Source organism: Mesorhizobium sp. LNHC209A00 (genome assembly GCF_000502915.1).
GTDB lineage: Bacteria > Pseudomonadota > Alphaproteobacteria > Rhizobiales > Rhizobiaceae > Mesorhizobium.
In genome coordinates this window covers 26,921-45,698 of sequence record NZ_AYWT01000008.1, presented here as the reverse complement: position 1 = coordinate 45,698, position 18,778 = coordinate 26,921, and the positions used below count along the sequence as shown (strand labels likewise).

Annotated in this window: 18 protein-coding genes and 1 tRNA gene; 8 read left to right on the top strand and 11 right to left on the bottom strand. The window is 61.8% G+C overall.

Annotation, left to right across the window (positions count from 1 at the left end; all coding sequences use genetic code 11):
- Position 1 precedes the first annotated feature (1 nt).
- The 5 genes from X739_RS146360 to X739_RS146380 all read right to left on the bottom strand — a co-directional run bounded on the left by X739_RS146360 (position 2) and on the right by X739_RS146380 (position 2,774).
- Positions 2 to 478 (bottom strand): hypothetical protein, encoded by a 477-nt coding sequence (locus tag X739_RS146360; RefSeq protein WP_023795163.1) that lies wholly within the window; start codon positions 476 to 478, stop codon positions 2 to 4.
- 105 nt (positions 479 to 583) lie between these two features.
- A complete protein-coding gene (locus tag X739_RS146365; protein ID WP_245273903.1) occupies positions 584 to 1,324 on the bottom strand; it encodes a lysozyme inhibitor LprI family protein in 741 nt (246 codons plus the stop codon).
- 145 nt (positions 1,325 to 1,469) lie between these two features.
- Positions 1,470 to 1,727 carry a PepSY domain-containing protein gene (locus X739_RS146370; RefSeq protein ID WP_023773728.1) on the bottom strand — a complete coding sequence of 86 codons (258 nt, stop codon included), beginning with the start codon at positions 1,725 to 1,727 and terminating at the stop codon, positions 1,470 to 1,472.
- A 150-nt stretch (positions 1,728 to 1,877) separates the two neighbouring features.
- A tRNA-Val gene (locus X739_RS146375) sits at positions 1,878 to 1,952 on the bottom strand.
- 138 nt (positions 1,953 to 2,090) lie between these two features.
- The gene (locus tag X739_RS146380) at positions 2,091 to 2,774 is read right to left on the bottom strand and encodes a phosphoglycolate phosphatase (RefSeq protein WP_023773727.1); all 684 of its coding nucleotides are present in this window, start codon (positions 2,772 to 2,774) and stop codon (positions 2,091 to 2,093) included.
- Positions 2,775 to 3,027: 253 nt separating this feature from the next.
- On the opposite strand from X739_RS146380, the gene rpiA reads away from it, so the two are divergent.
- The 3 genes from rpiA (at position 3,028) to gor (ending at position 5,868) form a co-directional block, all read left to right on the top strand.
- Complete coding sequence (gene rpiA, locus X739_RS146385) at positions 3,028 to 3,759, top strand: ribose-5-phosphate isomerase RpiA (protein WP_023773726.1); 732 nt, start codon at positions 3,028 to 3,030, stop codon at positions 3,757 to 3,759.
- Positions 3,746 to 4,360 (top strand): DUF2059 domain-containing protein, encoded by a 615-nt coding sequence (locus X739_RS146390; protein WP_023773725.1) that lies wholly within the window; start codon positions 3,746 to 3,748, stop codon positions 4,358 to 4,360. Before rpiA ends, X739_RS146390 begins: the two co-directional genes overlap by 14 nt.
- Positions 4,361 to 4,476: 116 nt before the next feature.
- The gene (gor, locus tag X739_RS146395; RefSeq protein ID WP_023773724.1) at positions 4,477 to 5,868 is read left to right on the top strand and encodes a glutathione-disulfide reductase; all 1,392 of its coding nucleotides are present in this window, start codon (positions 4,477 to 4,479) and stop codon (positions 5,866 to 5,868) included.
- A 56-nt stretch (positions 5,869 to 5,924) separates the two neighbouring features.
- Here the strand turns inward: gor and mgtE are convergent, their stop codons facing one another.
- The 4 genes from mgtE to X739_RS146415 form a co-directional block, all read right to left on the bottom strand.
- Positions 5,925 to 7,289, bottom strand: a complete 1,365-nt coding sequence (mgtE, locus tag X739_RS146400; protein WP_023773723.1) for a magnesium transporter — start codon at positions 7,287 to 7,289, stop codon at positions 5,925 to 5,927.
- Positions 7,290 to 7,558: 269 nt separating this feature from the next.
- Entirely contained in the window at positions 7,559 to 9,451 is a 1,893-nt protein-coding gene (locus tag X739_RS146405) for an ABC transporter ATP-binding protein/permease (RefSeq protein WP_023784097.1), read from the bottom strand.
- A 540-nt stretch (positions 9,452 to 9,991) separates the two neighbouring features.
- On the bottom strand, positions 9,992 to 10,672 hold the full coding sequence (locus tag X739_RS146410; protein WP_023784098.1) for a DsbA family protein: 681 nt from the start codon (positions 10,670 to 10,672) through the stop codon (positions 9,992 to 9,994).
- Positions 10,673 to 10,687: 15 nt separating this feature from the next.
- Positions 10,688 to 12,508 (bottom strand): extracellular solute-binding protein, encoded by a 1,821-nt coding sequence (locus tag X739_RS146415; RefSeq protein WP_023795161.1) that lies wholly within the window; start codon positions 12,506 to 12,508, stop codon positions 10,688 to 10,690.
- Between the two features lie 232 nt (positions 12,509 to 12,740).
- Here X739_RS146415 and X739_RS146420 point away from each other — a divergent pair, with 232 nt between their 5' ends.
- On the top strand, positions 12,741 to 13,370 hold the full coding sequence (locus tag X739_RS146420; protein WP_023773720.1) for an invasion associated locus B family protein: 630 nt from the start codon (positions 12,741 to 12,743) through the stop codon (positions 13,368 to 13,370).
- A gap of 84 nt (positions 13,371 to 13,454) precedes the next feature.
- On the opposite strand, the gene hspQ is transcribed toward X739_RS146420, so the two are convergent.
- Entirely contained in the window at positions 13,455 to 13,778 is a 324-nt protein-coding gene (gene hspQ / locus X739_RS146425) for a heat shock protein HspQ (protein ID WP_023795160.1), read from the bottom strand.
- A gap of 147 nt (positions 13,779 to 13,925) precedes the next feature.
- Positions 13,926 to 15,140 (bottom strand): UbiH/UbiF family hydroxylase, encoded by a 1,215-nt coding sequence (locus X739_RS146430; RefSeq protein WP_023795159.1) that lies wholly within the window; start codon positions 15,138 to 15,140, stop codon positions 13,926 to 13,928.
- A 72-nt stretch (positions 15,141 to 15,212) separates the two neighbouring features.
- Between X739_RS146430 and X739_RS146435 the strand changes: the two genes are divergently transcribed.
- From X739_RS146435 to X739_RS146450, 4 genes are read left to right on the top strand one after another with little or no spacing between them, the layout of a single operon-like run.
- Positions 15,213 to 16,142, top strand: a complete 930-nt coding sequence (locus X739_RS146435) for a DUF2182 domain-containing protein (protein ID WP_023795158.1) — start codon at positions 15,213 to 15,215, stop codon at positions 16,140 to 16,142.
- 15 nt (positions 16,143 to 16,157) lie between these two features.
- Complete coding sequence (locus X739_RS146440; protein ID WP_023795157.1) at positions 16,158 to 16,772, top strand: DUF1326 domain-containing protein; 615 nt, start codon at positions 16,158 to 16,160, stop codon at positions 16,770 to 16,772.
- Positions 16,769 to 17,587, top strand: coding sequence for a phosphatidylcholine synthase (gene pcsA / locus X739_RS146445; protein ID WP_015317886.1), 819 nt, complete (start codon positions 16,769 to 16,771; stop codon positions 17,585 to 17,587). Before X739_RS146440 ends, pcsA begins: the two co-directional genes overlap by 4 nt.
- Positions 17,588 to 17,614: 27 nt before the next feature.
- Positions 17,615 to 18,592: a quinone oxidoreductase gene (locus X739_RS146450; RefSeq protein ID WP_023795156.1), complete on the top strand. Its 978-nt coding sequence runs from the start codon at positions 17,615 to 17,617 to the stop codon at positions 18,590 to 18,592.
- Positions 18,593 to 18,778: the final 186 nt, after the last annotated feature.

Genomic DNA, 18,778 nt, shown 5'->3' with positions numbered 1-18,778 from the left:
GTTATCGCTCCGACAGCGAGCGCCTGAAACCGGCGTCGCGCCCGGCGATCAGCCAATAGATCAGCCCGGCAACCAGACCGGCGGCGGCTATGATGCCGATGTCGGCCCAGCGCTCCAGATCCACTGCCTCCGCCGCGCTCGGCCAGATCAGGAAGAAACCTCCGGCCGCAGCCGCAGCGCCGAAGACCATGTGCAGCAGAGCGCTGCGAAGAGAGAAGAATTCAGCGATCAGCGCAAAAATCAGCGTCTGAGGCGCGGTTACCACGATGGTCAGGAAATAGATGAACATGCCGAGCGGCGGTACCACAAAGGCGGCGATCGGCGAGACCCCCAAGAGGTCGAAATAGGCTGGCGCGTTGGGCAGGGAACTCAACGCGGCATAGATCGCCACGACGGCGATCAGACCAACCAGTATGGCGACGAGATAGCCGGCCAGCATCATGAGGACGCGCTTCATCAAGTGCTTCGCAGTCGACATGCCCACCCCACCCTGAAGCCCGGTCCTTCCACAATCAGCCATCAATGGCGAATTGACGCAAGGGGAGACGGAACACGCCTGGGCCCGCTGGTGAAATCCCGCAGCTCAGGCGCCGCCGCACATATGCTGCGAATCCGGGAGAGCCCAGGAGCCTTTCGCGACGAGGTCGACGGAATAATAAACCCGGCCACGGTCGTCGTCCTTGGGACAGTTCCTGGGAATGGAGATCAAGCACATGACGACGGGTTCACCCACCTTCGAGGCGGCAAGGCCAGCCTCGCGATCATAGGACACGGCCCCGCCGCCATTGGTGAATGTGGCCGCGCTGCCCGCTTCGGGAGTAGCCGTTTCCAGCGGATCGTCGCCAAGCCGCGTGGTCAGCGTCTCGATATGCGTCGACGCGCATTGGCCGATCACCGAGGGCAGGGGCTGGTCCTTATTGCCGGGGTTCCGCGCGGCGGCGTCCAGCGCCTTCTTGCCGATCAGCGCGATGGTGTAGTCCTGCATCCAAGACGGCACATTTCCATAGGTCTGCAAGGCGTTGTTGAGCGCGCTGGCGATACAGGCGGTATCGCTCTTGCAAGCATTGCGATCAGCGATCAGCCCGCGGGCAATCTTGCGCTTGTCGCCGCCGAACGCCGGCTCGAATTCCTTGTAGGCCTTCGAAACCAGCAGATCGATCGCCGACAATTGCGTGTCGGCGCAGATCGCCTTTTCCGCCGGCAGGTTTGCCTTGCCGCAGTCGAAGGACGGCCCGTCCGCCGATGCCGGAGAAACGGCAAGGAAGCCGCCGGCTGGGACGATGGCCAATACAGACAGAAGATAGGGTCTAACGAAACATCGCATCATGGCCCCCAAGCCAGCAGGATTGCCCAAGGCGCGACCCGGCGCCGGAGCCTAACATACTCCAGGGATGGACAATTTTGACGCTGGTTTCGTCTTTGAGAATACGCGGACGCAGCGCATTCGCGACGGGGATGTCATACGAACCTTATTTTGGTTCGGCCGTCACAGGATCGAAGACGATTTCGACCTTCGCCTTGTCCGAGGTATAGTAGGTGACGGTGTAGCCGTCCTTGTCCCAGTCGACCTCTTTCACGTAGCGAAACCCGTCACGCTGCTCGACCTTGGCGATGATCTCCGACAGCTTCTTGGCATTGGGTGGCGGCAGTGCAGTTTCGTCCGCGGCAAAGGCGGGTCCGGCGGCGAAAAGAACGGCGACGGAGGCCGCAAGCAGAAATCTGGACATGGTTTTCCCTCAAGTTTCGACGCAAGGAAACTCGCTGTCATGCAGGTTTGTTCCGCACGTGGGTGTCCCGGCGTTGAGCGCCTGTGCAGAAAGGCCCCGCGCCAAAGGGAAAAGACGGGCTGTAGCTGCCGATGTGATGTTCAGCAAAGATGGTGGGCGATGCAGGGATTGAACCTGCGACCCCACCCGTGTGAAGGGTGTGCTCTCCCGCTGAGCTAATCGCCCGCTCGTTGCCCGAAGGCCAAGCGAGCCGCGATATAAGGGAGGCCGACCCATTAAGTCAAGGCAGCGTCTGGTGTTGTCACACAGATCGGATTTGCGGTCTCGCCAAGGCCCGTTCCGTAGAGTTTTCATCGTCGGCGCTCAGTGTGCGGCGGCGCCGATCAACCTTTGCGCCAGATCGAGTGTCAACGCATCGAAATGCGATATCACCGCCGAGGGCTCGAACTCGCGCACATGACGGTCGGTGTAGCCGAAATCGACGGCGACGACAGGAATGCCGGCGGCCTTGGCGGTGTCGATATCGGTTTGCGAATCGCCGACCATCAGGGCGCGGTGCGGATCTCCGCCGGCGAGTTTGATGGTCTCGATCAGGTGGCGCGGATCGGGCTTGCGGAACGCGAACGTGTCCTGCCCGGCAATTGCCGCGAAATGCCTGGTCAAGCCGAGTGCTTCGATCAGCGCCAGCGAATTGGCCTGGTATTTGTTCGTGCAGATGGCCAGCAGATAGCCGGCCTTCTCAAAACGGGCAATCGCCTCGATCACGCCGGGGTAGGGGCGGGATTTGCCCGGAATGTTGTCGGTGTAGTGATCGAGGAACAGTTTCAGCAGCCGGTCGTGCTCCTCGACCTTGAGGGATCGTTGCTGCGCGGCATGCGCCCGTTCGATCATCACCCGACCGCCATGGCCGACGAAGCGTTTAAAGCCGGCTTCGTCGACCGCCGACAGTTCGCTGGCCGCCAGGCTGTGGTTGAGGCTGTCGAGCAGGTCCGGCGCCGTGTCAATCAGCGTTCCATCGAGGTCGAACACGATGATCGGGCGAGTCATGATCCATCCTGCGCAGGTTTGTGCATGGGCAGGCGATAGCGGCTGCGACGCGTTAAGGCAAGCAGACCGGCGAGACGGCCCCAAGGGCTTTGACCCGGCTTGCAAAAATGCTAGGAGCCGAAAACGCTGAAGCGCGTCGCGTCGAACGGACTCATGCGGCGCGCTTCTGGTCTTTATCTTTCATGCATGTCGTTTTCCCAAAGCCGAGGTCATTTTGGGCGACATGCATTCGGTTTCGGGGCAGCAAAGCAGCATGGATGCGAGGCTATTGAAGGTCGAGGCCGCGCGGGCGGCCCTTGCCCATGTCAGCGACGGCATGCGGCTCGGCATCGGCACCGGCACCACTGCCGAGGAGTTCGTGCGGCTGCTTGCCGACAAGGTCGCCACCGGCATGACCATAACAGGCGTGCCGACCTCTGAACGCACTGCCGCGCTGTGCCGCGAACTCGGCGTGCCGCTGTCGACGCTGGGGGAAACGCCCGAGCTCGATCTCACCGTCGACGGTGCCGACGAGGTCGACCCGGAACTGACATTGATCAAGGGCGGCGGCGGCGCGCTGCTGCGCGAGAAGATCGTGGCCGCGGCCTCGCAGCGCATGATCGTCATCGCCGACCGTTCGAAGATGGTCGAGACACTCGGCCGGTTTCCGCTTCCGATCGAAGTCAACCGGTTCGGCCTGCGCGCGACCGAGATCGCCGTGACCATGGCGGCTGGAAATCTCGGCCTTTCCGGTGCGGTGACATTGAGGATGACGGGGAGCCAGCCTTTTGTTACAGACGGCGGCCATTTTATCCTGGATGCATCTTTTGGCCGCATTCCGGATACAAGAGCGCTTTCGAATGCTCTCCACGCCATTCCTGGCGTGGTTGAGCATGGTCTTTTCATCGGGCTGGCGTCAGCGGCCATCATCGCCGGCGGCGACGGTATCCAAACTGTCCATGCCGCCCGAAAACCAGGGAGTTCTACCGATCATGATGTTGCATAACCGGGTTCGCCGTCTTTCCGTCCTTGTGGCGGCTTCGGCCGTCTTCGCGTTCTCCTCGCCTGTCTTCGCGCAGGACGTCACGGAATCGCATCTGAAGGCCGCACGCGCCGCGGTCGCCGCGATCCATGCGACCGACCCGTTCGACAACATCCTGCCGCAGGCCGCCGCGGCGCTCGAATCGCAGCTTATCCAGAAGAACCCTGACATGCAGGAACTGATCGGCAAGACGATCAACGAGAAGGCACTGGCGATGGCCTCGCGCCGTGCGGATCTCGAGAAGGAAGCGGCTCTTGCCTATGCGAAGGTGTTTTCCGAAAAGGAGCTCTCCGACATCGCGGCGTTCTACAGCTCCGAGTCCGGCAAGAAGCTGCTCGACAGCGGCCCGACCGTGACGCGTGACCTCGTCAAGGCCGCCGACATCTGGCAGAACGGCGTAGCGCGCGATCTCGCCCAGCAAGTCGGCGAGACTCTGGCTGCGGCGGCAAAAGCCAAGGCGCCGGCCGCACCCGCCGATGCGACCGCTCCCGCGGACGGTGCTGCTCCGGCGGATAGCGCAGCCCCCGCCGACGGTTCTGCGCCCGCGGACGGCACGCAGAACTGATCGAGATCTTTTCGACGGCCTTGCGGCCATCTGTGAAGCCCGGCTTGTCCGGGCTTTTCTTTTGACGGTTTGCGGCCTACCTGTCAGTCGCATTTTGGCGTTCAAGGAGCCGCTTCATGGCCGGTTATGACTACGACCTCTTCGTCATCGGCGGCGGCTCTGGAGGGGTGAGGGCAGCGCGGGTCGCCGCAGCGCTCGGCAAACGCGTCGGCATTGCCGAAGAATCCCGTTTCGGTGGGACCTGCGTCATCAGGGGCTGCGTGCCGAAGAAGCTCTATGTCTATGCCTCGCAATTTCCCGAGCATTTCGCCGATGCCGTCGGCTATGGCTGGACAGTGCCGAAAGCCAGTTTCGACTGGCAGACGCTGGTAGCCAACAAGGACCGCGAGATCAGCCGCCTGGAAGCGATCTACAAGAAGAATGTCGAGGGTTCGGGTGGCGAGACGTTTCACACGCGGGCGATGATCGTCGACCCGCACGTGATCCACCTCCTGCGTGAGGATCGCACCGTCACCGCCGATCAGATCCTGATCGCCACCGGCGGCCGTCCGGCGGCGCATCCGGCGCTGCCCGGCCACGAACACTGCATCTTTTCCAATGAGGCTTTCGACCTCAAGGAACTGCCAAAGGCGATCATGATCGAGGGCGGCGGCTATATCGCGGTCGAGTTCGCCAACATCTTCCATGGCCTCGGCGTAGACACCACGCTGGTCTATCGCGGCAAGGAAATCCTCGGCCGCTTCGACATGGACCTGCGGCGCACGCTGCATGAGACGATGGAGAAGAAGGGGATAAAGATCCTTTGCCATTCCGTCTCCGAATCGGTCAGCAAGCGGCCGGACGGGCGGCTCGACGCGCAGCTCATCGGGGGGCAGGTACTGACGGTAGATCAGGTGATGCTGGCCATCGGCCGCATCCCCAACACCGAGAATATGGGCCTCGAAGGCATAGGCATCGAGATGACCGCCGCGACCGGTGCGATCAAGGTCGACCCGTATTCCCGCACCAACATCGACAATATCTGGGCGATCGGCGATGTCACCAACCGCGTGCAGCTGACCCCGGTGGCGATTCACGAAGCCATGTGCTTCGTCGAGACGGCCTTCAAGGACAATCCGACGGCGCCCGACCACGACACGATCGCAACGGCTGTCTTCTCGCAACCGGAAATCGGCACGGTCGGCCTGTCGGAAGACGAAGCCGTCAAGCGCTTCGCCGATATCGAAATCTACCGCGCCAGCTTCCGGCCGATGCGGCACACGTTGTCGGGCCGTGACGAAAAGATGCTGATAAAGCTGGTCGTCGATGGCGCTTCGCGCAGGGTTCTCGGCGCCCACATATTGGGGCCGGATGCCGGCGAAATGGCACAGCTGCTCGGCATCCCTCTGAAGGCCGGACTGACCAAGGACGACTTCGACCGCACGATGGCCGTGCACCCGACCGCCTCCGAAGAGCTCGTCACCATGTACAAGCCGACCTATCGGGTGAAGGACGGCGAGCGCGTCTGACGTGCCTGACGCGGCTCTGCCGCCGCCAGCCATGGCCGGCGGCGGCGGTCGAACCGCTACAGCAAGGTGCCGCGCAGGATGACGAGCGCCACCGAGAAATAGATCACCAGTCCGGTGACATCGACCAGCGTGGCGACGAACGGCGCGGATGCACTGGCTGGGTCGAAACCGATCCGTTTCAGGGCGAAAGGCAGCATCGATCCCGACAGCGAACCGAAGGTGACGATGCCGATCAGTGCGGCACCAACCGTTGCGGCAATCAGCAGCCAGTGCGGGCCATAGTCATAGAAGCCCACATACTGCCAGAGCGCGATGCGGCAGACGCCCACCACGCCCAGCATGGCGCCGAGCACGAGACCGGTAGGCAGTTCGCGCAACGCCACCCGCCACCAATCACGAAGGCCGATTTCGCGCAGCGCCAACGCGCGGATGACCAGCGAGGTCGCCTGCGAGCCGGAATTGCCGCCGGAGCTCATGATCAGCGGGATGAACAGCGTCAGCACGATCGCTTTCTCCAACTCGCCCTCATAGCTTTGCATGGCATTGGCCGTCAGCATCTCGCTGATGAACAGCGCACAGAGCCAACCACCGCGCTTCTTGATCATGGCGAGAAAGCTCATCTTCATATACGGCTCGTCCAAAGCCTCCATGCCGCCAAAGCGATGCACGTCTTCGGTCGTCTCCTCGATCATCGCGTCGATGATGTCGTCGATGGTGACGATGCCGAGGATCTTGCCGTTGTCGACGACCGGGACGGCGAGCAGATCGTATTTGGAGATCGTCTGCGCCAGGTGTTCACGATCCGTCAGCGGAGTGACCGTCACCGGCACGCGATCCGGCGCTACCGACAGGATCGGGTCGTCCGGTTCACCGGTGATGAGCCGACGCAAGCCCGTCGACCGCACCAGGAGATTTGTCCGCGGATCGACGATGTAGATTGCATAGACGGTCTCGCGCGTCCGTTCGACCTTGCGGATGTAGTCGAGCGTGCGTCCGACGGTCCAGTCGGAGGGCACGCTGACGAACTCCGTCGTCATGATCGAGGCGGCGCTGCCTTCGGGATAGCCCAGAATGGAAAGCAGGGTGGCGCGCAGCGGCGGCGCCAGCGCACCGAGCAGCTCGGAGCGTGCCGGCTCGTCGAGCTCGCGCAGGATGTCGGCCGCGCGGTCGACGGACATGGCTGTGAGCAGCTTGCTCGCCTTGGGACGGGGCAGGGCCCCCGCCAGTTCGGCCGCGCCTTCGAGCTCAGGCTGGTCGAAAATCTCGACCAGCCGTTCGAAGGGTACGGCGCAAAGCAGCTCCGTCGCGGTTTCGCGCGATTCATGGTTGAGCACGTCGACAAGGTCGGCGACGTGATCGTTGGCAAGGATGCGGGCGATGGCGACGGCCTCGTCGTCCGCTACGGGGAAAAAATCGTTCATGGCTCACTCCTTGCCGTCCGGCAGGACATGAACCATTCAGGTCACGTCTAGGCGGACGGCGGTTGCGTTCGACTGTGACTGTCGCCAGGCATGGCGCGGTGACCTTTCTGCTTGCGGGTTCGCTTTTGACTGCTGCAAGCCGGCGCAACATAAGAGCGCGCCTTGCCGAGTCAATCGCCGTGAGGAAGGAAACAGTGCCGAACGGCTCTATTCGCGAGACTGTGATCACCGTGGATCGGTCACCGTGGCAAGCCACGGTGACATCGCCGTTATTTCTGCTTCAGCCGGCGCGAGAAACGCGTCCATTTGTCCTCGACCGGCCTTGGCTGGGCCAGGATCGTGGTGAGTTCCAGCGGCAGGCTCGGGGCAAGCGGCCTCTTGGTTGCGACGCCGTCGGCGATCAGGACCATCGAGTGGTAGAACTCGGTCCCGGCCGCAGATCTCGGTGCCACGGCTTCGTGCATGACACTGATCACCGTCACATCGGGGCAGTTGTCCTTGATGGCCTGGTGGAAGGCAATCTTGCCGTCAGGGTCGAGAGCCCCGGTGGCCTCGTCAAGGAACAGCAGGCCCGGTTGCTGCAGGATGATACGAGCCACCACCAGCTTCTGCTTCTGGCCGCCCGAGAGGACTTGATCCCAGCTCTTGCCCTCGCGGCTTTCATTGGCCATGTGTTCGATGAAATCGCCAAGGCCAGCCTTGTGCAGTGCCGACGCGACCTGGGTATCGCCATGGTCACCTTCGGAGCCTGGCAGGCAGACCAGCTGTTTCAGCGACACCTGCGGCAGCTTGACCTCCTGGGCGGCATAGAAGCTCTTGACTCCCTCCGGGAAGACGATGGTGCCGCGGCCATAGGGCCAGAGGCCGTTGATCGCCTTGATCAGCGAGGTCTTGCCGCACCCGGATTCGCCTTTCAGGAAGGTCCATTCGCCGCGCCGGAAGCGCAGGTTGGCGGAACTTAGGAACGGTGTCGCATCCTCACCCTGATGCGCCAGCTCCAGCTTCTGGATGGTCAGGCCGAAGACCGGATTCTGGCTGGCGTAGTGGAAGTCGGAACGGCCGCTCTGGCTGTAGAATTCCTGCGGGTACTGGACTTTCTCGATCGCGTTGGCGAGCTCCGTCACGCGCTGGCTGTTGGCGCGCAGCGTGGCGATGGCGGGCATGACATGGATGAACCAGGAACACTGGCTGATGAGTTGGGCGACCATTTCAGAGCCGGTGATGTAGCCTTTATAGTCCAAGCGGCTGTGGATGAACGGCACAAGGCCTGGAGCATAGGCGACGATACGGGCGCCGACGAAGTTGTAGATCAGCTCGAACGACATATAGCTGGTGTTGACGACATTCAGCCGCCCCCAGGTGCGATCGATGTCGACATAGAGCCGGTCGTGCATCCTCTTCTGCACGCCCTCGCCATGCGAGGCGGCGACATGGAAGCTGCGGCGCAGGAACGTCGTCAGTTCGCTACGATAACTTCCCTCGGCCTTCTGCATGCGAATATTGAGCCGTTCCAGCAGGCTGCCGAGCTTGACGGCGATCCAGGTGTTGAGGGGGACGTATGTGGCAACCGCGAGAAGGGCGAGAACAGCGCTCCCATAGCTCCCAAGGAACTCCAGGCCTTTGACCTCCACTGACGACTGCAACAGGTTCTGGCCTATAAAGTAGAGCGAAGTCGCCAACCCCAGCACGCCCATGGCGAGGCCGATCGCACCGCCGGTCATGTCCTTGATCGATTCCTGGATGCGCTGGTCGACATTGTCGGGCGCAACGATGCCGCCGTCCGCGGAACCATGTTGAGCGTGAAAATGGGTATGGTTGCCGTCGAGCAAGGCCTGGTTGAATTGGTCGTTCAGCCAGCCACGCCATTTGCGATGCAAAGTTGCCGAGACGAGATTGCGCACACCGGTGAAGCCGACATCCTTGAGCATGACCAGCAGCACCAGTATGCCGGCGTTGGTCAGGATTGTCTCCAAGGGGCTGGTGTTGGCCGCATCGTGCAGGAAGGCGATCGAATTGACCAATTCGCCCGACGCCATGGCGAACCACACGCTAGCCTTGCTGGATAGCGCTGTGAGCAGGGCTATCACCAGCGTCAGCGCCCAGGCTTCCTTCCAGCGGTCCGAGATCCAGTAGGCTCGCACGAGCCCCCAGAAATTGCGCATCGAGGATACCGGCGTCAAATGCGACCGCCCTGCGGCGTCGCTGCGTAGTCCATCCGGTACTGACTCTTGCGATCGCCTGCCGATCCGAATCACGATCCCGCCCAAACCTTTTTTGTTTTGTTACGGATGGTAACACCAATTGATCATTTTCCATTAATTTTTAAACCAGGCCTATGGGATTGCTCTCGCGGCCGTTGCACTGAGGCAACAGATTGAAGATCAATCGCCAGCAAAACGGAAGGCCAACGATCAGAAATCTTGAAAGGTTTCAGCAGCTTGGACGCGGCGAACGGGGCTGCTGTCGATCTTCCCCTGGGGAAACCTGGCACACGGTTTCGTGATTAAAAAAATCATGAGGGCCGGGGATCAACGCCGATTCCGTGCTGCGGCGAAGTCGCCAGTATCGCATTGGAACAGCGGGAGTGCAGGATCGTTCTCTTGCCCATTCGTCGATCAAATGGGTGATCCGCACCGGCCCAATGGCAAGCGGCTCTTTCATCAGCTACGCCAAAATGGAGGAGAAGTGGCGTCCGCTGGCCCTCAGACAACCTTCTCCAACTCGCCACGCGCCTTGGCCGCCGCGACCTGACGGATCGCATCGGCCAACGTGTCGGCATCCTGCGCGCCCATCACGGCATATTTGTCCTCGAGCAGGAAGCACGGCACGCCTGTGATGCCCATGCGCGACGCGGTGGCGATTTCCGTGCGAACCGCCTCGACATCAGCGTCACTCGGCAAGAGCGTTTCAACAACAGCGGCGTCCATTCCGGCCTCGCGGGCAGCTTCGACCAAGACGGTGTGATCGCCGATATTGACGCCCTCCTCGAAATTCAGCTGGAACAGGCGGCGCACCAGTCGGTTCTGAACGTCCTCGCCGGCGGCACCGGCCCAGCGGATCAGCCGATGCGCGTCGAGCGTGTTCGGCGCCACCTTAATGGCGTCGAAAGCAAAGGAAATACCTTCAGCGTCGCCAAGCGGTTCGATGCGGGCGTGAATTTCGCGAATGCGCTCGTCGCTGCCGAACTTGGCTAGCATATAGTCGTGGCGGTCCTTGCCTTGCGGCGGAATGGTTGGATCGAGCTGGAACGGCCGCCAGCGTACATGCACTTCGACATCGCCGGCCGCGGCGATCGCCTTGTCCAGCCGCTTCTGACCGATGAAGCACCACGGGCAGACGACATCCGACACCACATCGACGGTTATGGCGTTCGCTTCGCTCATCTCGATCTCCGGGTTTCAGTTCGGTTTGCGCCACCATGTTGGCAGCTGATAACCGAATATGGGCGTCTTGCGCGGATGTTCCAGATAATTCCAGTAAGCAAGCCACTGCTGCGTATTGTACTGCATCGGCACCATGTAATTGCCGGAGATCAGCAGCCGGTCGAGAACGCGAACCGCGGCGACGTAATCTTCTTTCGAACGGGCTCGCAGCATTGCGTCGATGGCCGCATCGATCGCCGGATCGGCGACACCGGCGAGGTTGAACGATCCCTCGGTCCTGGCCGCGGCGGACGACCAGCGCCCGATCTGCTCGATCCCAGGAGACAGCGAATTGTTGAAGCCGCTGGAGCCGATCAGGACCTCGAAATCGAAACGCTGCTTGCGCGACTGGATCTGGTCGCCGTCCAGGCCGCGGATGCTGACATTGATGCCGATCTTCTCAAGCGTGCGCTGATAGATGCCGGCCAGACGTTCTTCATCCTGCGAGGCGGTCAGAATCTCGAAGCCGAAAGGTTTGCCGTCGGAATCGATCATCGTGCCGTCCTGCACATGGTAGCCGATGCTTTTCAGAAGATCGAAAGCGGTCTTCAGCACCTTGCGGTCCTGCCCCGAACCGTCCGTCACCGGCGGTTTCCAGGTGCCATCCATGACGTCGGCCGGCACGCGGCCGGGATAGGGTGCCAGCAGTGCCTTTTCCCTGTCATCAGCCGGATGGCCGAGCGCGGAGAGCTCCGAGTTCTGCCAGTAGCTCATCGTGCGGGTGTACTTGCCGCCGAACAGGTTCTTGTTGGCCCATTCGAAATCATAAAGCATGCCGAGCGCGCGCCGAACCACGGGGTTGGAAAACTTCGGCAGCCTCGTGTTGAACAGAAAACCTGTCACGACGGGTGGAATGCCTGTATCGAAGGTTTCAGAGACAACGTCTCCCCTATGAAACGCCGGAAAGTCGAGATCGCGCTCGCGTTTCACCGGATCGCTGTCGTCGTCGATGGCGCAAAGACCCTTCTTGAAGGCTTCGAGCTTGGCGTTGGCGTTGAGAAAATACTCGATGGTGATCTGGTCGTAATTGTCGAAACCGCGCTTGGCGGGAATGTCCTTGCCCCAATAATCGGGGTTGCGCTTGAAGACGATGCGCTGGCCGGGCGTCACCTGTGCGATCCCGTAGGGACCGCTGCCGATTAGCGGCTTCAGCGTCGTCCTGTCGAAAGTGTCGATGTCGAAAGCGTGCTTGGGGATGATCGGCGTCAGCGCGATGATCAGGGGAAACTCACGATCGGCCTTGTCATTGAAGGTGAAGCGCACGCTATGGTCGCCCGTCTTTTCGAGCTTGGCGATCCTGGCCATGCGGTCGCTGTAGGGTGGACGGCCTTTCTGCGCATAGGCATCGTAGGTGAACAGCACGTCTTCCGGCGTCACTGGCTGACCATCCGACCATTTGGCATTCGGGTTGAGATGGAATTCGACGCTCTTGCGCTCGGGATCCAGGTCGGCGGTGTCGGCCAGAAGCCCGTAGAGGGTAAAGGCCTCGTCGGCACTGCGCTGCATCAGCGGTTCGAAGACCAGATTGCCGTAAATCGTGTCCATCATGCCGCGCGCGGTCGTGCGCAGGCTTTTCAGGATGAAAGGGTTGAGATTGTCGAAGCTGCCGACGACGCAATAGGTAATGCTGCCACCCTTCGGCGCGTCGGGATTGACGTAGCTGAAATGGGCGTAGTTCGGCGGCAGGGCCGGTTCGCCCTGCATCGCAATCGCGTGTTTCGGCTCCGACAGCGCCGGTGGCGACGACAGGCTGAAAAACGACAATGCGGTGACCAGCCAAACAAGAACGCGGCCCATGACCGTCTCCTTAACAGGTCGGCTTGATGATTCGGTGCGCACCCTAGCATGGGGCACCTACGTGGCGGCCAATGGCGTCGTCAAGAATTACCGGTGGGCGGGCTGGATTCGACGCCGCATGCAGTGTAACACGCCGTCCGAAGTCATTCTGTTGCCTCATTTCGGCAACAGGTAGCTGGACCACACGGCACGAAGAAGCCGGTCCCGGGATCATTGAGAGGAAGTGCACGACATGACGAGCCTGAACAGCAACGCGTACCGCCTGTCGGTCATGGCCGCAGGCGTGGTTGGCTTTCTCGGCGCAGGACTTCCCTCTGCTTCCGCGCAGCAGCAGCCGCAGATTCCGCAGGGCTGGTTCAAGGCCTGCACCAAGCAGGAAGACGTCGACATCTGCAATGTCCAGAACATCGTCACCGCTGGCAATGGCCAACTCGTCACCGGCGTCAGCCTGATCGAGCTCAAGGGCAAGGTGAACCGCAAAGTGTTCCAGGTGACGGTCCCGACCGGCCGCCTCGTGCCTCCCGGCATTGGCCTGCAAATCGACACCGGCAAGGCGCAGAAGCTCGACTATGTCATCTGCTTCCCGGATCGCTGCGTGGCGGAAGTGCCGCTGACCGATCAGCTCGTCGCTTCGTTCAAGAAGGGTCAGGGGATCACGCTGACCTCGATCAATTTCCAGAACCAGGCCAACCCGATCAAGATCGCGCTGCAGGGCTTCAGCGGCGCCTATGACGGACCGCCGCTGCAGCAGTCCGACATCGAGGACCGGCAGAAAAAGCTTCAGGACTTCGTCGCCAAGAACAACCAGGATTTCGCCAAGAAGCTCAAGGACGAGCAGGAGAAGGCGAAGACCGCCAACTGATCCGGCGTCGGCAACATATCGAGTCAAAAAAGCGGGGTCATGCCCCGCTTTTTTCATTTCTGGCCATACTCAGCATGCCGGAAGTCAGTGCCTGGACTGCCGTTTCGGCGCGTAGCACCCATCCGGCTTCTTGTCGAACATTTCCTTGATTTGCGGATGGCGGACCGGTTCTCCCGACTGATCCTCGAGCAAATTCTGCTCGGACACATAGGCGATGTATTCGGTTTCAGAATTCTCGGCGAGCAGGTGGTAGAACGGCTGGTCCTTGGGCGGCCGTACGTCGGCGGGGATGGCCTCGTACCATTCGTCGGTGTTGGCGAATTGCGGATCGACGTCGAAAATAACGCCTCGGAACGGGAACAGCCGGTGGCGAACCACCTGTCCGATCGCGAATTTGGCCGTTTTCATCGTACTCACCACTGAATTCCTTGGCTTTATTTGGCGCAGACTCCGCATCAATTCAATCCCGAGCGTCTGAGCGCCTTCAAGATACGCGGTACGCGCAACAAAGGTTCTGGTGAACGTCGCGATACCGCTGCAAAGTCCCCAAAATCGCTAGCGCTGCCGAGCCGGCTTCCGAAGGCCACCCGCAAGTGCCGCAAAGCCGCTGCCCGGGCGAAGCCCTTCACGCATGAAGAAGGCACGCAGCGGTGTAAAGCCGCCAAGTACACCCAGGCCAACGCCACGCGCCATCTGCGCCGGCAACATGTCCGAAAGCAGCGACATGTTGAGGAGATTGACAGCGCTGCTGCGCGCCAGAACATCGGGCCGGCGCTTGAAATCGTATGCAGCAAGGGCCGCAACAGCCCCCGGATCCTCACGATTTTCCCGCGCGATTCCAACCAGATCGTCAATATCCCTGATCCCTAGGTTGAGGCCTTGCGCGCCAATCGGCGGGAACACGTGCGCCGCCTCGCCGACAAGCGCCACCCGTCGTGCGGCGAAACGCAGGGGGGTAACCGTCGACAATGGATAGATCTGGCTGCCCGGCTCCACGGTTACCCGGCCCAGCATCGACTGCATCTGTCGCTCGACCCGGAGCGAGAGCGTTGCATCGTCCAAAGCGGCAAGCTCCTTGGCGGTCTCGGGCTTGACCACCCAGACAAGGCTGGAGCGATTGCCCGGCAGTGGAACCTGCGTGAACGGGCCGGTCTCTGTATGGAATTCCGTCGAGGTGAAGCCATGTTCGCGGTTGTGGCCGAAATTGAGGACGAGCGCCGCCTGGGGGTAGGCGCGCGCCGCCGTCGAGATGCCCGCGGCCTCGCGGGCGGGCGACAGGCGGCCGTCGGCGGCGACCGCAAGGGACGCATCGATCTCGCTGCCATCAGCCAGCGCGGCATGCGCTTTGACGGCGCCGAGGTGCCATGCCTTCACCATGGATCTGCGCCATTCGATCCCGGAATGCGCGGTCACCTTGCCGGCAAGCGCCGGGCCAAGGACGCCGTTGGGGAGGTTCAGGCCGAACTGTTCCTCGTCGATCTCGCTGGCGCGGAAGGTGACGACGGGGCTGCGGATCAGCCGGCTGGTCGCATCGACAATGCGCATCACCTTTAGGGGCGCGCCCTTGGGCCTGATGCCCTCGAGCACGCCCAGCCGTTCGAGCATCTTCAGGGCAGGCGCCATGAGCGCCGTCGTGCGACCGTCGGGAGCCGAGATGTCCGGCCCGACAATCGTCACCCGAAAGCCGGCATCGGCGAAGGCAAGCGCGGCGATCAACCCGGCCGGCCCCGTGCCCGCAATCAGTATCCGCGCTGTTTCCTGATGCTCCAAGATCGGCTTCCGGTCTGCAGTTGAGAGGCGGCCACCAGACCCGCCAGTCGAAAGAGGCATATAGGGCAGATGATGCGGCTTGATCAACGCGGCGATTCGGCCCATTCGGGTGTCATGACCGGCCAACAGGACGATTTCAGCCATCTCGACCGCGCCGGCCGCGCCACGGCAAATGTCGCGCGCAACCCGCGTTTGACGGTCAATGTCGTCGTCTGTGCAAGCATCGGGGTGGCCTGGCTGCTGCTTGCCGCGATGGCGATACGCGGCGCCGAGGCGCGGATCAGCGCGCCGGGCGACGGTCTCCTGCGCAACCTGCCACAGCTGCCGCTGCCCGATTTCCTGGAACGTTTTTTCGTTCTATGCCTTTCGCCAGCACCGCTGGACGCGAGCATCGGCCCGCGCGCTTTGGCACTCATCCTCATGTGGTTCTTGATGGCGATCGCCGCGATGCTGCCGTCGGCGGCGCCGATGATCCGCACCTATTGCGAGATCGCCGATACGGCGCGGATCAAGCGGGCGCCGGTCGTCCATCCGCTGGTGCTGGTTGCCGGCTACCTCTGCGCCTGGCTCGCCGCCTCGCTGCTGTTTGCGGCACTGACACTTGCCGTCCACGCCGGCGCCGCGTCCGGAGGGGTATTCGATCCGGTGCTTGGCGTTGCGGGTGGACTGGCCTTGCTGGTTGCCGGCCTCTACCAGTTCAGCGGCCTCAAGGAGGCCTGCCTGACGAAATGCCGGAACCCGTTCTCGACCTTGTTTTCAAACTGGAGTGCCGAGATCTTCCGCATCTTTCGGCTGGGCTTCGTGCAAGGCGTCTGGTGCCTGGGATGCTGCTGGGCACTGATGCTGGTGATGTTCGCAGTCGGCGTCATGAACGTCTTCTGGATGGCGCTGATCGGCGTGTTCACCCTGATCGAAAAACAAACGACGGGCAGTCTTCCAACCCGGCTGGCCGGTGCGATACTGCTTGTCTGGGCAGCCGTGCTGCTAGTAGTCTCACTGTGATTGGGGGGGAATTCGATGACTGACCCGGGCTGGGCAATGAAAGGAGAGCTCGTACTCTCCTGCAATTGCACGGTTTTTTGCCCTTGCGTCTTGTCGCTCGGCAGTCACCCGCCAACAGAAGGCTATTGCCAGACATGGGCGGGTTTCCGTATCGATGCGGGTCACTTCGGCGAAGTCGACCTCTCCGGCCTCAACCTTGGGCTGATCATGGAAATCCCCGGTTACATGAGCCGCGGCAATTGGACCGCGGGCCTGTTCATCGACATCAGAGCCTCGGTCTACGCGGTCAAGGCATTGACCAGGATCTTCACCGGCAAGGCCGGCGGGACCACGTCGCTGCTCTCGATCCTCGTCGGCAAATTCCTGGGCGTCGAACAGGTGCCGATCACCTACGAGACACGGGACAAGACCCGCATCTTCCAGATTCCGAAGATCATCGACGGAGCGGTCACGCCAATCGCGGGCAAGGACCGCGACAAGGATACGGTGATCACGAATTCGGAATACTGGATCGCACCGGAGATCATCGTGGCGAGGTCCGACAAGAGCAAGATGCGCGCCTTTGGCCGCAACTGGAACTTCGCCGGCCGCTCGGCCGAGATATGCAAGCTTGATTGGCGGGGCCCGTGAGCAAGAACACAAAAGCCCGCAAGATCGCCGGGAAGATCACCGACCGGATTCCGCGGCCGAAGAAGAAGGTCACCTGGCCGCAAGCGCGTGCGTTTTCGGTGCATCTGCTGACCGCCTCGGGTTCGTTCCTGGCTTTCCTGTCGCTGGTGGCGGCGAGCGAGGAGCGCTGGACGGCTATGTTCTGGTGGCTAGGCCTGGCGCTGTTCGTCGATGGCATCGACGGGCCGATCGCCCGAAAGCTGGAGGTCAAGGAAATCCTGCCGACCTGGTCCGGCGAACTCCTCGACAACATCATCGACTACGTGACCTACGTGCTGATCCCGGCCTTCGCGCTCTACCAACGGGGCTTCATGGGCGAAGGCCTGTCGTTCCTTTCGGCGGCGATCATCGTCGTCTCCAGCGCGATCTACTATGCCGACACCGGCATGAAGACGAAGGAGAATTTCTTCAAGGGCTTCCCGGTGGTCTGGAACATGGTGGTGTTCACGCTGTTTGTCATCGAACCGGGACAATGGGTCTCGTTCGCGGTGGTGGTGGTGGCCGGCATTCTGACTTTTGTCCCGATAAACTTCATCCATCCGGTGCGGGTGAAGAGGCTGCGGCCGATCAATCTCGGCATGACGCTGTTGTGGTGTGCTTTCGGCGCGCTCGCGCTTGCGCAGGCCGCACTCGCCGCTTTCTACGACCAGATCGGCGTGCTGGGCGAGCAAGTCGGCACTTTCACCAAGATCGGCATCACCGTTACCGGGCTCTACCTCGCAACCATTGGTGGCCTCATGCAGTTCTTTCCGAACCTCGGCGCCAAAAAGGCCTGACCCGCCGCTCTTCAAGGAATCCTCTCCATGTCCAAAGCCATCCGCATCCACGCCAATGGCGGTCCGGAAGTCCTGATCCATGAGGACACCGATCCTGGCCAACCTGGTTCGGGGCAGATCCTGATCAGGCATACCGCGATCGGCCTCAATTTCATCGATGTCTATCATCGCTCGGGTCTTTATCCGCCGCCCGGCGGATTTCCGCTCGTTCCGGGCAGTGAAGCCGCCGGCGTGGTGCTGGAAGTCGGCGGGGGCATCGACTGGCTGAAGCCGGGCGACCGGATTGCCTATGCCGTGATGACGGGCGCTTACGCGCAAGAACGCGTCATTGATGCCAGCAAGGTCGTCAAGATACCGGACGGCATCAGCGACGAGCAGGCCGCCGCCATGATGCTGAAAGGCATGACCGCGGAATACCTCCTGCGCCGCACCTTCAAGGTGAAGGCGGGCGACACCATCCTGTTTCACGCCGCGGCCGGCGGGGTCGGCCTGATCCTCGGCCAATGGGCGAAGCATCTCGGCGCGACTGTCATCGGCACCGCCAGTTCCACCGACAAGATCGAACTCGCCAAGGCGCACGGCTTCGACCATGTCATCAACTACAAGGAGCAGGATTTCGTCGCCGGCGTAGCAGCCATCACCGGCGGCAAGAAGTGCGACGTCGTCTACGATTCGGTGGGTAACGACACATTTCCGGCATCGCTCGAGTGCCTGAGGCCGCTCGGCATGTTCGTCAGCTTCGGCCAGTCCTCGGGACCCATCCCGCCGTTCTCGATGTCGCTGCTGGCGCAGAAGGGCTCGCTGTTCGCAACCAGGCCGACGCTGTTCGTCTACAATGCCAGGCGCGAGGACCTCGATGCCTCCGCCGCCGCACTGTTCGAGGTCGTGCTCAGCGGCGCCGTCGAGATCAAGATCAATCAGCGCTACGCGCTGAAAGACGCCGGCAAGGCACATGCGGACCTTGAAGGCCGCAGAACGACAGGTACGACTATCCTGGTTCCCTGACGACAATCTGCCTGGGTTTCCAGCGCGCTGCCGCAGCCGCAGGCATGGTTTGCCCGAAAAGCCGGCCCGCCATATGCTTGTGCGAAGGAAGGCTGATCTTTGTCCTTGAGTTTCCGCTGAAATTCTTGAAGCTCTTTCAAGTTGGGTGCTGCTTTCGCACGAGAGGCGGCCGCGCATACGATGCTT